This window comes from Micromonospora sp. NPDC049529, assembly GCF_055586685.1.
This window is the reverse complement of sequence record NZ_JBVJHT010000007.1, coordinates 77,971-92,350: the sequence shown is the minus strand read 5'-3', so window position 1 is coordinate 92,350 and position 14,380 is coordinate 77,971. Positions and strand designations below refer to the sequence as shown.

Annotated in this window: 12 protein-coding genes and 1 pseudogene; 7 read left to right on the top strand and 6 right to left on the bottom strand. The window is 71.3% G+C overall.

Going from position 1 to position 14,380, the window contains the following annotated elements:
* The 4 genes from ACZ6QQ_RS13810 to ACZ6QQ_RS13795 are packed head-to-tail and all read left to right on the top strand — an operon-like array spanning nucleotide 1 to nucleotide 4,343.
* The gene (locus ACZ6QQ_RS13810) at nucleotides 1–1,962 is read left to right on the top strand and encodes an MFS transporter (RefSeq protein ID WP_465876397.1); all 1,962 of its coding nucleotides are present in this window, start codon (nucleotides 1–3) and stop codon (nucleotides 1,960–1,962) included.
* A 3-nt stretch (nucleotides 1,963–1,965) separates the two neighbouring features.
* Nucleotides 1,966–2,514: a hypothetical protein gene (locus ACZ6QQ_RS13805; protein WP_465876396.1), complete on the top strand. Its 549-nt coding sequence runs from the start codon at nucleotides 1,966–1,968 to the stop codon at nucleotides 2,512–2,514.
* 19 nt (nucleotides 2,515–2,533) lie between these two features.
* Nucleotides 2,534–3,688 carry a peptidoglycan DD-metalloendopeptidase family protein gene (locus tag ACZ6QQ_RS13800; protein WP_465876394.1) on the top strand — a complete coding sequence of 385 codons (1,155 nt, stop codon included), beginning with the start codon at nucleotides 2,534–2,536 and terminating at the stop codon, nucleotides 3,686–3,688.
* 37 nt (nucleotides 3,689–3,725) lie between these two features.
* A complete protein-coding gene (locus ACZ6QQ_RS13795; protein WP_465876392.1) occupies nucleotides 3,726–4,343 on the top strand; it encodes a hypothetical protein in 618 nt (205 codons plus the stop codon).
* 7 nt (nucleotides 4,344–4,350) lie between these two features.
* On the opposite strand, the gene ACZ6QQ_RS13790 is transcribed toward ACZ6QQ_RS13795, so the two are convergent.
* Nucleotides 4,351–4,917 carry an Rv0361 family membrane protein gene (locus tag ACZ6QQ_RS13790; protein ID WP_465876390.1) on the bottom strand — a complete coding sequence of 189 codons (567 nt, stop codon included), beginning with the start codon at nucleotides 4,915–4,917 and terminating at the stop codon, nucleotides 4,351–4,353.
* Nucleotides 4,918–5,135: 218 nt separating this feature from the next.
* On the opposite strand from ACZ6QQ_RS13790, the gene ACZ6QQ_RS13785 reads away from it, so the two are divergent.
* Complete coding sequence (locus ACZ6QQ_RS13785; RefSeq protein ID WP_465876389.1) at nucleotides 5,136–7,103, top strand: FtsK/SpoIIIE domain-containing protein; 1,968 nt, start codon at nucleotides 5,136–5,138, stop codon at nucleotides 7,101–7,103.
* Nucleotides 7,100–7,397, top strand: a pseudogene (locus ACZ6QQ_RS13780) (hypothetical protein); the annotation flags it as partial. The gene ACZ6QQ_RS13785 and the pseudogene ACZ6QQ_RS13780, both read left to right, overlap by 4 nt.
* Before the next feature lie 169 nt (nucleotides 7,398–7,566).
* On the opposite strand, the gene folE reads toward ACZ6QQ_RS13780, so the two are convergent.
* The 4 genes from folE to ACZ6QQ_RS13760 form a co-directional block, all read right to left on the bottom strand.
* On the bottom strand, nucleotides 7,567–8,235 hold the full coding sequence (gene folE / locus ACZ6QQ_RS13775; protein WP_465876789.1) for a GTP cyclohydrolase I FolE: 669 nt from the start codon (nucleotides 8,233–8,235) through the stop codon (nucleotides 7,567–7,569).
* A gap of 29 nt (nucleotides 8,236–8,264) precedes the next feature.
* Nucleotides 8,265–10,292: an ATP-dependent zinc metalloprotease FtsH gene (gene ftsH / locus ACZ6QQ_RS13770; RefSeq protein ID WP_465876388.1), complete on the bottom strand. Its 2,028-nt coding sequence runs from the start codon at nucleotides 10,290–10,292 to the stop codon at nucleotides 8,265–8,267.
* A gap of 486 nt (nucleotides 10,293–10,778) precedes the next feature.
* Nucleotides 10,779–11,354: a hypoxanthine phosphoribosyltransferase gene (gene hpt, locus ACZ6QQ_RS13765; protein WP_465876386.1), complete on the bottom strand. Its 576-nt coding sequence runs from the start codon at nucleotides 11,352–11,354 to the stop codon at nucleotides 10,779–10,781.
* A gap of 98 nt (nucleotides 11,355–11,452) precedes the next feature.
* Nucleotides 11,453–11,587 (bottom strand): hypothetical protein, encoded by a 135-nt coding sequence (locus ACZ6QQ_RS13760; protein WP_465876384.1) that lies wholly within the window; start codon nucleotides 11,585–11,587, stop codon nucleotides 11,453–11,455.
* Nucleotides 11,588–11,740: 153 nt separating this feature from the next.
* On the opposite strand from ACZ6QQ_RS13760, the gene ACZ6QQ_RS13755 reads away from it, so the two are divergent.
* A complete protein-coding gene (locus tag ACZ6QQ_RS13755) occupies nucleotides 11,741–12,694 on the top strand; it encodes a GlxA family transcriptional regulator (protein ID WP_465876382.1) in 954 nt (317 codons plus the stop codon).
* Nucleotides 12,695–12,724: 30 nt separating this feature from the next.
* Here the strand turns inward: ACZ6QQ_RS13755 and ACZ6QQ_RS13750 are convergent, their stop codons facing one another.
* On the bottom strand, nucleotides 12,725–14,377 hold the full coding sequence (locus ACZ6QQ_RS13750) for a gamma-glutamyltransferase family protein (RefSeq protein ID WP_465876380.1): 1,653 nt from the start codon (nucleotides 14,375–14,377) through the stop codon (nucleotides 12,725–12,727).
* Nucleotides 14,378–14,380 lie beyond the last annotated feature (3 nt).

The following is a 14,380-nucleotide window of genomic DNA, read 5'->3' as shown; positions in this document are numbered from 1 at the left end:
ATGGCGCGGGCCGGCGTACGCAGCATCGCGTTCCTCCTCGCCCTCGCCGTACTCGCGGTGGCGACCGTGTCCTGGCCCCTGTTCGGCGCGGCCACGGCCACGGCCGCGCCGCCCGCCGGGCTACCGGCCCTGGCACCGACCGACCTCTGCACGACCGAGGAGTGGCAGGCGGACTTCCGGGCCTGCGTGGACAAGCTCCAGGACGTCACCGGGGCCACCGCCGACTGCCTGGACCCGCCGACGCCGGGCACCCCCGACTCGGGCCTGGCCGGCTGGTTCGCCGCCCGCCCGGACTCGGTCAAGGAACCCGGCGTACGCGGGCTCTACAGCGACTACGGCTACGCCGGCTACAGCTACGAGACGTACGACCAGGAGGGCGGCTGCGCCGCCGGTGTGGTCAACCCGGCCAGCCTCGCGCTGACCAAGGTGGCCAGCGGTGAGCTGATGGCGGCGACCTCGGTCATCGGTGCGTCGAACGCGCTGCGCGAGCGGGCCTGGGATCCCCGGACCATGTGGGAGTGGGCCAACCCACTGGTCGAACAGGCGACGAAGGCGGTCTACGAGAAGGTCTTCAGCGTCTTCGGCATCATCACTCTCTGTATTGTCGGGCTCTATCTGCTGTGGCGGTCCCGGCAGTCCGAGATGAGCCACGCGATGACGACCGCCGCCTGGGCGCTGCTGGTGATGGTCGCGGTGACCGCCCTGGCCGCCTGGCCGGTGCAGTCCGCGAACATCGCCGACAACTCCCTGATCACCACCCTGAGTGTGGTGCACGGCGCGGTCGGCCCGTCGTCGAAGGACGTACCGCCGGACGAGTGCGCGCTTCCCGACCCGAAGTGGTGCGCCGACAACCGGCCGCCGGCCGTACGGGCCAGCGACATCTCGACCGAGACGATGCTCTACCGCAACTGGCTGCGTGGCCTGCTCGGTTCGGCCGACAGCGAGACCGCCAAGAAGTACGGCGAGGCGCTGTACGACGCCAAGTCGCTGACCTGGGAGGAAACCGAGCGGCTGCGGGCCAACCCGACCACCCGGGACACCATCTTCGAGGCGAAGAAGAACCAGTGGAACAAGGTCGCCCAGCAGATCAAGGTGGAGGACCCGGAGGCGTACGAGTATCTCCAGGGCACCCGCGACATGGAGCGGATCGGGGCCGGTTTCATCGCCCTGCTCGCCGCCCTGCTCTTCGCCATGTTCGACCTGACCGCGTCGCTGCTGGTGCTGCTCGGCTTCCTCATCTTCCGGTGGGCGGTGATCGCCGCCCCGGTGCTCGGCACGGTCGGTCTGATGCGTCCGGCCAGCGCCGGCCTGCGCCGGCTGGCGAACGCGGTCGTCGCGGCGGTGTTCAACATCGCCATCTTCGGCACCGGGGCCGCGATCTACCTCTTCGCCGTCGACCTGGTGATGAGCACACCGACGCTGCCCGGTTGGCTCCAGGTCGTGCTGGTCTTCCTCACCGGCGTGGTGGGGTGGCTGCTGCTGCGGCCGTACCGGCGGATCACCCAGCTCGGCGGCAAGACCAGCACCCGTACGGTCGAGGCGGAGCAGTCCTGGCATCGCCGGTTCCTGCGCGACCTGCGGGAGTCGTCCCGGTCGGAGGACTCCGACTCCCGTGGTGACCGGGCGGTGGGCAAGCGCCGGGAGGTGGTCGCCGAGCAGAGCAACCTGCGCCCGGAGGCGCGGTTGGAGGATCCGTCGCACGGCGCGGAGACCCGCTCGAACGAGCGGCCGGACGGCCGCGAGGATGTCGGTGGGTCGAGCGGGCCGGGCGACGACAGGCCGACGAGGGAGTCGACGACCGTACCGGGTCCCCGGCGCAGCCGGGCGGGCGAGTGGACCGAGCCGGACGTGCCGGCGGAGAAGCCGACCTACGTGCTCTACCGCCCCGACTCGGCGAAGCGGCCGGAGACGGCTCCGACCCCGACCCCGACCGCTCCGCGAATCCGGACCGAGGCGAGGTGAGCCGTGCGGCGTGCGTTTGAAACCCTGGTCATCGGGATCCTGCGGTCCCGGCTCGGGATCGCGCTGGCCCTGGTGGTGGTGATCCTGGGTGTGGTGGGGGCGGCCCGGCTCCTCTCCGGCGTGAGCGGCGACGACCCGGGGTTGTCCGGCGCGCCGGTCGAGCCGATCTCCACGGTCGATCCGACCACCGGCGACGACGGTCTCCTCGCCAGCGAGCCGCCGCCCACGCCCCGGACCAGTCCGGGGGCGGCGGCGCCGGAGGAGATCGCCCGCAAGTTCGCCACCGCCTGGCTCAAGCACGACGGGGTCCCGGCCAAGCAGTGGTACGAGGCGCTGCGACCGTTGTCGACGAGCGGGCTGGCCGATCGGCTCAGCGGGGTGGACCCGGCCGGGGTACCGGCCGAGCGGCTCACCGGCGAGCTGGCGGTGATCACCCGCAGTGCGGAGTTCGTCGAGGTGACCGTGCCGGTCGACGCCGGCACGCTCCGCCTCGAACTGGTCGCGCCGCAGGGGCGGTGGCTGGTTGACGCGGTGGACTGGGAGCGCGGATGACCACTGTCCGGGGTGAGGGATGAGCGACGAGCAGGGTGAGAAGGATCCGGATGTCCCCGCTCGACAGAAACGGTTGCCGGCCCTCGCGATCGCGTTGACCGCCGCGCTGGCTCTGCTCTGCTGCACCGGGGGCACCGGCGCGCTGCTGCTGTCGGAGTTCATCGGGTCCGACGACCGGTTGGTGACCACGCTCGGCTGCGGTCAGGACAAGCCGATCGAGATCAAGGACGGTCTGCCGATCGTCGAGCCGTACGACGCGACGCAGATGCGCAACGCGGCGGTGATCATCAACGTCGGGGCGCAGATGCGGATACCACCGCGCGGCTGGGTGATCGCGGTGGCGACCGCGATGCAGGAGTCGCGGCTGAGCAACCTGGGCCACCTGGGCGCGAACAACGACCACGACTCGATCGGCCTGTTCCAGCAGCGCCCCAGCATGGGCTGGGGTACGCCGACCCAGCTGCTGGATCCGGAGTACACGTCACGGAAGTTCTACGAGAAGCTGGTCGGGGTCAGCGGCTGGCAGCAGAAGCGGCTGACCGACGCCGCCCAGCGGGTGCAGCGCAGTGCCTTCCCGGACGCGTACGCCAAGCACGAGGCGATCGCGACCCAGATCGTGAACGCCCTGACCAAGGGCGGGGCCAAGGCTGCCGGACTGCCGGCGAACGGCAACGATCTGCAGTGCGCTGCCGGCCCGGACATCGCCGCGTCGGGCTGGACGTTGCCGATTCCCGGTTCGGTCGGCTCCGGGTTCCGTACCGCCCAGCGGCCGGCGCACAACGGGGTCGACATCGGCGCGTCGAAGGGCACCGAGATCCGGGCCACGGCCAGTGGTCGGGTGCTGGTGTCCAGATGCGACCCGGACCGGCGCGGGGTGCACAGCTGTGACGTCGACGGTTATCCGGGCAAGGGTGGCTGCGGCTGGTTCGTCGACATCCTGCACGCCAACCAGATCATCACGCGTTACTGTCACATGGTCAGGAAGCCGCTGGTGAACGTGAACGACATGGTGGAGGCCGGTCAGGTGATCGGGCTCGTCGGGTCGAGCGGCAACTCGTCCGGTCCGCACCTGCACTTCGAGGTGCACGTGAAGGCCGACCGGAGCAGCCGGGGTGCGATCAACCCGGTGCCGTTCATGCGTGAACGCGGTGCGTCGTTGCAGGGCAATGGATGAGGTTGGTCGGCGTTGGCACGTTGTACGGAGCACGACCGTGACCGGTGATCCGCTGCCGGACCCGTTCGCCGGTCAGCCGGACTGGGCGCCCAAGCCACCCCGGCCGGTGGTGCTCACCTCCACCGGGGACCAGCTCGATCTGCGCGGTCGGCGGGTCCTGGTCGGGCTGCCGGGACTCGGTTGGCGGGCCGACCTGCGCTCGGACGAGCGGGTGGTGCAGGGCAGTCGGACGTACGTTCCGGTGATCGCCGAGCACGAGTGGTACCGGGCCGAGGCCGAGCAGGTCGAGGTCTTCGCGCCGCTCGTACCGGCGGACCGGGTCTGGGTGGAGACCCTGGGCGAGCCGGCCGAGCCGGTGTTGGGTGGCCGGGTTCCGGCCGGTGACGTGCTCTCCCGGCTGGTGTCGCTCGACCGGCCGGCGCACCGTCCGCCGTTGCCGGTGGTCGAGGCGGACTCGGTGGCCGGTCGCCGGGTGGTGCACGTGGCGGACACGGTCGAGCGGCGTGATCTCCGGGCGGTGACCGAGGTCTACGCCGGCACGGACGGCGACATCTGCGTACGGGTTACACCGGAGCTGGACTGGTACCGCTGGGGGTGGAGCGGGCAACCGCCGACCACGCTGGAGATCCCGGTGCACCTGCTCTGGCTGGAGTGACCGGGGATCACTTGACCTGCGTAGCTTCGCAGACCCGCCACTTGTCGTCCCGCTCGGTGACGAACCGCCAGGACTGCCGTCCACTCTGGGTCAGGTTGTTGATCCTGGTGGAGATGACCAGGTCGACGAGGACTTCCGCGCTGTCGCCCCGCTCGGTCACGTCCAGTTTGCCCCAGCTCACCCGGAAGGTGTTCTGGAACCGCCGCTCGCGCTCGGCCAGATCGGCCCGCAACGCCGCCAACTCGGCCAGTTTGGACGTGTCGTCGCAGGCGAGTTCCTTGGCCCGGACGTCGTTCTGGTCGGCCATGTACGCCTGGAGGTAGTTGTTCACCGTGATGTCCGGCGCGCTCTGGTCAGGTGCGGTGTAGCGGTCGTACGCGACGTAGCCGATGACCGCCCCGGCCGAGCCGAGCACCGCGAGCGCCCCGACGATCACGGCGAGCACCAGCCGCCACCGCCGCCGCTTCGGCGCGGGTGGAGTCGCGACCGGATCGGGGGCGTCCTGACCCGGCCTGGTGCGTTGCACCGGCACCCGCGACACCTGGGAACCGGCGGGGGGTTGCACTGATTCCACACCCCGAGGCTATCGGTTGCCGAGTCTCCACCCAATGGGCGAGAAGCACAGCTTGATAACTCAATGGCAGCAAAACATGACGATACGCAGTTGATGCGACAAGCTCCCCATCGGAGCGCCGCCAGACGTCCGCGAAGATCCGCTCCGGCTGGGATAACGTCTGCACCCAGAAGAGGTACCCACCCCGGGTGACCCGCCACGAGTGAGAGGTGGAGGGGGTGACCCAACTGAAGACGCGTACCAGCCAGGCCGCCGCGTTGCACCGGCAGGCAGCGGCCGCCGCCGTGGCCGCCGCAGCCACCCTGGACGCCACCCAACCGGCCCCGGCCGACCAGCGCGAACAGCACGAACTCGCCGAACGACTGCGGGCCGCCGCAGCCGCCCTGGTGCCCGGCTGGCTGGGTGCGCCGCTGGCCGCGCAGGCGGCGGACACCCCGCTCGGCGGCCCACGGCTGCCCGAGTTCGTCCGGATCGGCACCGCACAACCGCTCGACGACGCCCGGTTCCCGGCGGTCGTGCCGCTGCTCGGCACCGGCCACCTCACCATCGACGCCGACACCCGCGATCCCCGCGTCGCCGGGCTGGTCCGCGCGGTGCTGCTCCGGTTGCTCGCCGCCGCACCCGCCGGCTCGCTGCTCGTACGGGCGGTCGACGCGGCCACCGCCGGGCAGGTGTTCGCCCCGTTCGCGCCCCTGGCCGACGCGGGACTGATGCCACCGCCGGCCACCGACCGGACCGGCCTGCGGGCCATCCTCGCCGAGGCCGAGCAGTGGGTACGACCGGCCCGCCCGAGCGCCGCCCGACATCACCACCACGAGCGCACCCTGTTGCTGGTGATCGCCTCGCTGCCCGAGCTGACCGAGGCGGCGGACCTGAACCGGATCTCGGCCCTGGCCCAGCACGGTCCCTCCGCCGGACTGCACCTGATCATCGCCGGCTGGCCGCCGCCACCGCTGACCGCGGAGACCACCCAGCCGCCCCTGCCGGACACCACGATGATCGCGCTGCGGAACCCGTACGCCCTGGTCGGCGATCCGCCCGGTGCGTCGTTCGGCAATCCGGGCCCGCATCTGCCGTCCACCGGGCTCAACTCACCGGTCTTCCTCGACGAGGATCCGCCGGCCCAGCTCTTCCACCGGGTCTGCCGGGAGCTGACCGAACGGGTCAACGCCAACTCCCGCCCCCGGCTCGCCGAGCTGCTGCCGGACGGGGCGGACACCCTGTGGGAGTCCGACCCGACCGACGGGCTGGTGACCACGGTGGGCCGGGACGGAGAGATCCCGGTGACCGTACGGTTCAACGACCTCACCCCGCACTGGCTGGTCAGCGGCCGCCCCGGCGCCGGGAAGTCGGCGTTCATGGTCAACGTGCTCTACGGCCTCTGCGCCAGGTACTCCCCCGACGACCTGAGGTTGTACCTGGTCGACTTCGCCGACGGCGCCTCGTTCGGGGAACTCCTGCCGGCCGGTGCCGACCCGTCGTGGCTGCCGCACCTGCGGGTGGTCGGGATGGAGGCCGACCGGGCGTACGGGCTGGAGGTGCTCGGTGAGCTCGACGCCGAGGTGAACCGACGGGCCGCACTCGCCGAGGCGGCGGGGGTGACCCGCTTCGCCGACCTGCGCGCCCGGCACCCGATGCCCCGGATCCTCTGCCTGCTGGACAGCTTCCGCCTCCTGCTCGACACCGACACCGACGGCGGCAGCGACAGCACCGACCCGGCCGTCCGGGAGCCGGATCCGCTCGCCGCCGAGGCGCTGAGCCTGCTGGACTCGCTGGCCCGGCGCAGCCGCCCGTACGGCGTCCACCTGGTCCTGGTCAACCGGGCGGTCCCCGACGCCGGCTACGGCCAGCGGGACTCCGTCTACGGCCAGTTCCCGGTCCGGATCGCGCTGCCCGGCGGTGGTGAGGTGCTGGAGCCGACCAACGACGCGGCGGCCGGACTGCCGATGGGCAGCGCGGTGGTCAACACCGCCGGTGGCCTGGGCGGGCCGCGCGGGGCGACCCGGGGGCACGAACGGGTGGTCCGGTTCCCCGATCCGCAGGCCGATCCGCTCGCCCTCGGTACGCTGCGCCACCGGCTCTGGCAGGCCCGCCCGGCGGACGCCGTACCGCCGGTGGTCTTCGCCGGCTACGCCGAACAGCGACTGGACGACGATCGCAACGAGCGCAGCGGGGTGGTCCGGTGAGCGCCTGGGACGACTACCTGGCCGCCGCCCAGCGCCTGGACGCGGTCCGTCGGGGCGCGGCGACCGCCGCCGGGGAGCAGGCTGAGGCGGTTCAGGACGCCCGCGAGGAGCTGACCGCCGTACGGGCCCGCCTGGTGCCGCAGCAGGCCCGGTTGCGGGCGTTGGGCGTACCCGAGCCCGAACTGGTGCCGGCGGCGGCCGAGGTGGCCGAGGCGGGCCGGGCGATGGCGGCCGGTCCGGCGGCGGTGCTGGCCGGGCTGCGTCAGGCCCGGGGTACGGCAGACGTCGCCGACGTCATGGTCACCGCGACCCGGCTGCCACCGTCGAGCGGCGGGCGGAGCCACCGCCAGCGGACCTGGGTGCACGGACTGGTGGTCTACGGACCGTTCGCGCTGGCGGTGGTGGTGTTGCTGAGCTGTCTGGGGGTGGGGGCGTTCGCCCTGTTCGGCGGGTAGGTGCCCGGTCAGGAGTGCATGATCAGCGCCATCGCCTCGGCGCGCGACTTCGAGTCCTCCTGGAGCAGGCCCCGGACCGCCGAGGTGATGGTCTTGGCGCCGGCCTTCTGGATGCCCCGCATCGCCATGCACATGTGCTCGCATTCGAGCACCACGACCACACCACGCGGTTGCAGCCGCTCGGTGAGCAGCTCGGCGATCTGGGTGGTCAGCCGTTCCTGCACCTGCGGACGCCGGGCGAAGACCTCGACCAGCCGGGCCAGCTTCGACAACCCGGTGATCCGGCCACTGGGTCCGGGGATGTAGCCGATGTGGGCCAGGCCCCGGAACGGCAGCAGGTGGTGCTCGCAGAGGCTCATCACGTCGATGTCGCGGACCAGCACCAGCTCGCTGTGGTTGGCCTCGAACGTGGTACGGAGCACCTGGGCCGGGTCGACCCGCAGCCCGGCGAAGAGTTCCGCGTACGCCCGCGCGACCCGGGCCGGGGTCTTCACCAACCCGTCCCGGTCGGGATCCTCGCCGACGGCGATGAGGATCTCGCGTACGGCCTTCTCGATCCGGGCCAGGTCGACCGCCTGCTCCACCGGGGTTCCGGTCAGCTTGCCGTCGACCAGCCGGGCGGCCAGGTAGTCCAATGCGTCGTCGCCATCGGGCTCGGTGGACGAGGCATCGTTCACCTCGTCCACCGGGCCGGCGATGTCACTGCTCAGTGTGGGCCGTCCGAGTTCGGCGGGGGCGTCGTGCCGCCGCCACCGCCCACGGTCGCCTCGGCGCCGTCCGCCTCGGCCTGCGCCTTGAGCTTGTCCTTCTCGGCCGGGGTCAGCACCGGCGGCTCGGTCGACGGCTGCCGCTTGCCGAACCCGTTGTACGGGGCCAGCGGCGGGCGCTTGACCACGCGGGCGCAGATCCGGGCCATGTCGGCGGTGGAGAGGGTTTCCTTCTCCATCAGCTCCAGCACGATGTTGTCCAGGACGTCCCGGTACTCGACCAGGATCTCCCAGGCCTCGTCGTGCGCCAGCTCGACCAGGGCCCGCATCTCGGCGTCGATCTCCGCGGCGACCGAGTCGGAGTAGTCCCGCTCGTGGCCCATGTTGCGGCCGAGGAACGGTTCGTCACCGGTGGTGCCGTACTTGATCGCACCGAGCTTGGAGCTCATGCCGTACTGGGTGATCATCGCGCGGGCCAGTGCGGTGGCCTTCTCGATGTCGTTGCCGGCACCCGTGGTCGGCTCGTGGAACACCAGTTCCTCGGCCGCCCGACCGCCGAGCGCGTACGCCAGCGTGTCGACCATCTCGGCCCGGGTCTGGGTGTACTTGTCCTCGGTCGGCAGCACCAGGGTGTGGCCGAGCGAGCGTCCCCGGGACAGGATCGTCACCTTGTGCACCGGCGCCGAGTGCGGCAGCGCCCAGGCGACCAGCGCGTGCCCACCCTCGTGGTACGCGGTGATCTTCTTCTCCTGGTCGCTCATCACCCGGGTCCGCCGCTGCGGTCCGGCGATGACCCGGTCGATCGACTCTTCGAGCTGGTCGTTGCTGATCGCGCGCAGGTTGCCCCGGGCGGTCAGCAGGGCCGACTCGTTGATGACGTTGGCCAGGTCGGCACCGGTGAAGCCGGGCGTACGCCGGGCGACCGCGTCGAGGTCGACGTCGGGCGAGAACGGCTTGCCCTTGGCGTGCACCCGCAGGATGGCCTTGCGGCCCTCCATGTCCGGGGTGTCGACCGCGATTTGCCGGTCGAACCTGCCCGGCCGCAGCAGTGCCGGGTCGAGGATGTCCGGCCGGTTGGTCGCGGCGATCAGGATCACGCCGCCCTTGGTGTCGAAGCCGTCCATCTCGACCAGGAGCTGGTTGAGGGTCTGCTCACGTTCGTCGTGGCCACCGCCCATGCCGGCGCCCCGGTGTCGGCCGACGGCGTCGATCTCGTCCACGAAGACGATCGCCGGTGCGTTCGACTTGGCCTGTTCGAACAGGTCACGCACGCGGCTCGCGCCGACGCCGACGAACATCTCGACGAAGTCGGAACCGGAGATCGAGTAGAACGGCACTCCCGCCTCACCGGCGACCGCCCGGGCGAGCAGCGTCTTACCGGTACCGGGCGGGCCGAAGAGGAGTACACCCTTAGGGATCTTGGCGCCGAGCGCCTGGTATTTCGCCGGGTTCTGCAGGAAGTCCTTGATCTCGTGCAGTTCCTCGACAGCTTCCTCGGAGCCGGCGACATCGGCGAAGGTGGTCTTCGGCGTGTCCTTGGTGATCACCTTCGCCTTGGACTTGCCGAAGTTGAGCACCCGGGAACCGCCGCCCTGCATCTGCGACATGAACAGCAGCAGCAGGATGACCAGCACGGCGATGGGCAGCAGGTTGACCAGGAGCGTCAGGAACACGTTGTCGCTGGAGACCTTGGTGTCGGCCGGACCGGTGATCCGGTTCGCCGCCTTGGCCGCCAGCACGTCGTTCCAGATCTCGTCGCCGACCTCGGCCGGGAACTGCGCCTGGATGCGGTCGGTTTCGGTGTCGCCGAACTTGGCCTTGTTGGCCAGGTCCAGCTGGAGCGTCTGCTCCTTGTCCTGGAAGACCGCCTTCTTGATACTGGCCGTGTGGAGCTGATCAAGGGCGACCGAGGTGTCGACCTTGTGGTAGCTCGGGCCGCCGGTGAAGAACGAGCTGAGCGCGATCGCACCGATGATCACCAGGATGATCCAGACCACCGGGCGGCGGAAGAAACGCGTACGTTCCATACTGTTGTCGAGCGCCGCGGCGCCCGGACCCTCCTGATCGACGTCCTGACCGTCTGGCTTGGCTTGTCGCCGCGGGTAGCGGCGGCCGGGGCCGCCTTGCGGGCCGGCCTCGACCTCGACGCGAATATCTCGCCGGGGTGATTCGACGGTACACCGTGACCGCGAGGAGTGAGCTTGCGAGCCCCGCAGTCGCGATCCGATGCCGCTCCGTGAGCGCTGGAGGAAACCCTCCGGGGACGCCCGCGGTTCGCCCGTCGTGCCAGCGTGACGGCGGATTCGCGCCCGGTTCCCGACCTGTACGGTCAAACAGGGCGGAAAGACCCGGCGCGGAAAATACATCCGCGCCACCACCGCATACCGTAGCCGGTGATCCTGAGAGCGCGCTGTACGTCCGCTCGATATTTCCTCACGCCAATGTTGGCGATCCTCGGCTCCGGGCCGCCCCCAACGGGCAAACCGGGCCCGATCGGGCGCCTGGCGGCCGGGTCAGGCGCGGGCGTAGACCTCCGGCTTGAGCACCCCGACGAAGGGCAGCTCCCGGTAGCGCTCGCCGAAGTCGAGCCCGTACCCGACGACGAACTCGCTCGGGATGTCGAAGCCGACGTACTTCACCGGGACGGTGACCTTGATCGCGTCCGGCTTGCGGAAGAGAGCCACCACCTCGACGCTCGCCGCCGAGCGGGACTCCAGGTAGCGCAGCAGCCAGGAGAGGGTCAGGCCGGAGTCGACGATGTCCTCGACGACCATGACGTGCCGGCCGGCGATGTCCCGGTCCAGGTCCTTCAGGATGCGCACCACGCCGGAGGAGGTGGTGCCCTGGCCGTACGAGGAGACGGCCATGAACTCCAGCTCGGCCGAGGGGCCGTGCTTGCCGAGGGCCCGCGCGAAGTCGGCCATGAACATGACCGCGCCCTTCAGCACGCAGACCAGCAGCAGTCCGTCGGTCACCGAGGAGTAGTCGGCCGCGATCTGCTTGGCCAGTTCCTCGGTCTTCTCGCGGATCTGCTCCTCGGTGATGATCACGTGGTCGATGTCGGCGTCGTACCAGGAGCCGTCAGCCATGCACCTAGCCTGCCGTACGCCGGTAGCGGCCTGTCGTCGGGGCGGCCAGTTCGTGACCTGACCACCCCGACGGGGTCGCGGAGCACCGGACAGACCGGTCAGCAGGGGCCGGAACGGGGACCGGGGTGGGCGTCGAACGGCACCCGACCGGTCCACTCGCGGCTGTCGGCGGTCAGCCCGAACACCGACGTGAGAGCGAGAAACAGCAGGAAGAGCAGGAGGAAGAGTTCCATGGCGGCGTGGACCTTTCGAAGTGTCTCTGCGGGTTCGCCGCCGGTGCGCACCGGACGTCTGATTTCAGTCTCCGCCCCGCACCACCCCCGGGACAGTGGCAGAAATGCCATGGAGGCTCGATTTCCTGCCAGTGTCCGGGTTACCCTCGCCACATGCTGAGCAAAGTCGCGGTGATCGCCCTCGACCCGGTGGCCGCGTTCGAACTGGGCGTGCTCTGCGAGGTGTTCGGCACCGACCGGAGCGCGGACGGTTTCCCCACCTACCGCTTCGACGTCTGCTCCGTCGACGGGCGACCGGTCCGCAGCCGCTCCGGCTTCGACGTCGTACCGCACGCCGACCTCACCCCGACCGAGGACGCCGACCTGGTCGCCGTGCCCGCGTACGGGGACAACGCGCCGTTCCCGGAGCCCGTACTCGACGCGCTGCGGCGGGCCCACGAACGCGGGGCGTACGTCCTCAGCGTCTGCTCCGGCGCGTTCGTGCTCGGCGCCGCCGGGCTGCTCGACGGGCGCCAGTGCACCACCCACTGGAAGTACGCCGACCAGCTCGCGGCGCGCCACCCGCTGGCCCGGGTCCGCTGCGACGAGCTCTACGTCCAGGACGGCAACCTGCTCACCGGTGCCGGCACCGCCGCCGGCATCGACGCCTGCCTGCACCTGGTACGCCAGGAGCACGGCTCCGCCGTCGCCACCAAACTCGCCCGACGGATGGTGGTCCCCCCGCACCGCGACGGCGGCCAGTCCCAGTACATCGAGGCACCGATCCCGCGTACGCCGGACGCACCCACCCTCGAACCGGTGCTCCGCTGGCTGGTGAGCCACCTCGACCAGAACCTGACCGTGGACGAACTGGCCGCCCGGTCACACATGGCCCCGCGTACGTTCGCCCGCCGGTTCCGGGCCGAGACCGGCACCACCCCGCACGACTGGCTCACCAACCAGCGGATCCTGCTCGCCCGGCGGCTGCTGGAGGAGACCGAACTCGGCGTCGACGCGGTCGCCACCCGAGCCGGCTTCGGCGACCCGGCGACCCTGCGCCACCACTTCACCCGCCGGGTCGGCACCACCCCGCACGCCTACCGCACCCTGTTCCGCGAACGGGTCTGACCGGCCGTTCCGGAACGGGCCTCACGGGCGTCAGTAGACGACGGCGCAGCCGTCGGCACGCGGGTCGGAGCCGGCCACGTAGCCGCCCTCCGGCAGCCGCCAGATCGCCTGGCCGTAGCCGAACGGCGGCGAGTCGTCGTCGTCCGCGACGCTCAACGAGTGGCCGCGCTGGCGCAGCTCCCCGATCGCCATCGGCCCCGACCGCAGGTTCAGCAGATCCGGCTCGACCAGCACCGACCGGTCGGCGTGCCAGTACCAGCGGGGCGCGTTCAGCGCCGCCTGCGGATCCAACCCGTCGTCGATCGTGTGCGACACCAGTTGCAGGTGCCCCTGCGGCTGCATGTGCCCGCCCATCACCCCGAACGGGCCGACCGGCGCACCACCACGGGTCAGGAAACCCGGAATGATCGTGTGGTACGGGCGCTTGTTCGGCGCCACCACGTTCGGATGCGCCGGGTCGAGACTGAACCCGGTGCCCCGGTTCTGCAGCCCGAAGCCGAACCCCGGCAGCACCACGTGCGAACCGAAGGTCAGGTAGTTGGACTGGATCAGGCTCACCATCATCCCGCCCGCGTCGGCGGTGCAGAGGTAGACCGTCCCACCCCGGCCGGGACTTCCCGGTTCGGGCGTACCGGCCCGGTCGCCGATCAGCGCCCGGCGGGTGGCCGCGTACCCGGGGCTGAGCAGTTCCTCGGTCGGCACGGCGACCTTGTCCGGGTCGGCCACGTACGCGTGCGCGTCGGCGAAGCCGAGCTTCATCGCCTCGATCTGCCAGTGCAGCCGGTCGGCCAGCGACATCCCGGCCAGGTCCACGCCGTCGAGGATGTTCAACGCCAGCAGCGCCGCCACCCCCTGCCCGTTCGGCGGCAACTCCCAGACCTCGTGCCCCCGGTAGTCCGCCCGGATCGGCGCGACCCAGGTCGACGAGTGGGCGGCCAGGTCGTCGGCGGTGAGCAGGCCACCGGTCCGGGCCGCGTACTCGGCCAGGGCCTGCGCGATCTCGCCCCGGTAGAAGGCGTCCGCGTTGGTCGCGGCGATCCGGCGCAGGGTCCGCGCCGCATCCGGGTTGCGCCACCGCTCACCCGGCCGGGGCGCCCGGCCACCGTCGACGGTGAAGACCCGGGACCACTCCGCGAACTCCGGGCCGGTCAACTTGGCCTGCACCTCGACCGAGCGGGCCCAGCCGGCGGCCACGTTCGGCGACACCGGGTAGCCGTTCTCGGCGTAGCCGATGGCGTCGGCGAACAGGTCGGCGAAGGGCAGCACCCCGAACCGGTCGTGCAGGTCCCGCCAGCCCGCCGGGGCGCCCGGCACGGTCACCGGCAACCAGCCCCGCGCCGGCATCGCCGGACCGGACCCCTGGGCCCCGCCGAGCGCGTCCACCGGCTCGGCGCCCCGACCGCCGGTCGCGGCCAGCACCGCCTCGCGGGTCAGCGCCGCCGGTGACCGCCCGGAGGCGTTCAGCCCGTGCAGCCGTTCCCCGTCCCAGACGATGGCGAACAGGTCGCCGCCGATGTCGTTGGAGCCGGGCTGGACCACGGTCAGGGCGATCGCAGTGGTCAGGGCGGCATCGACTGCCGTCCCACCCTTGCGGAGTACGGCCAACCCGGCGGCGGCGGCAAGGGGTTGGCTGGTGGCGACCGCACCGTGCGGTGCGAAGAGCGGTTGACGGGGATGTGCCATGCC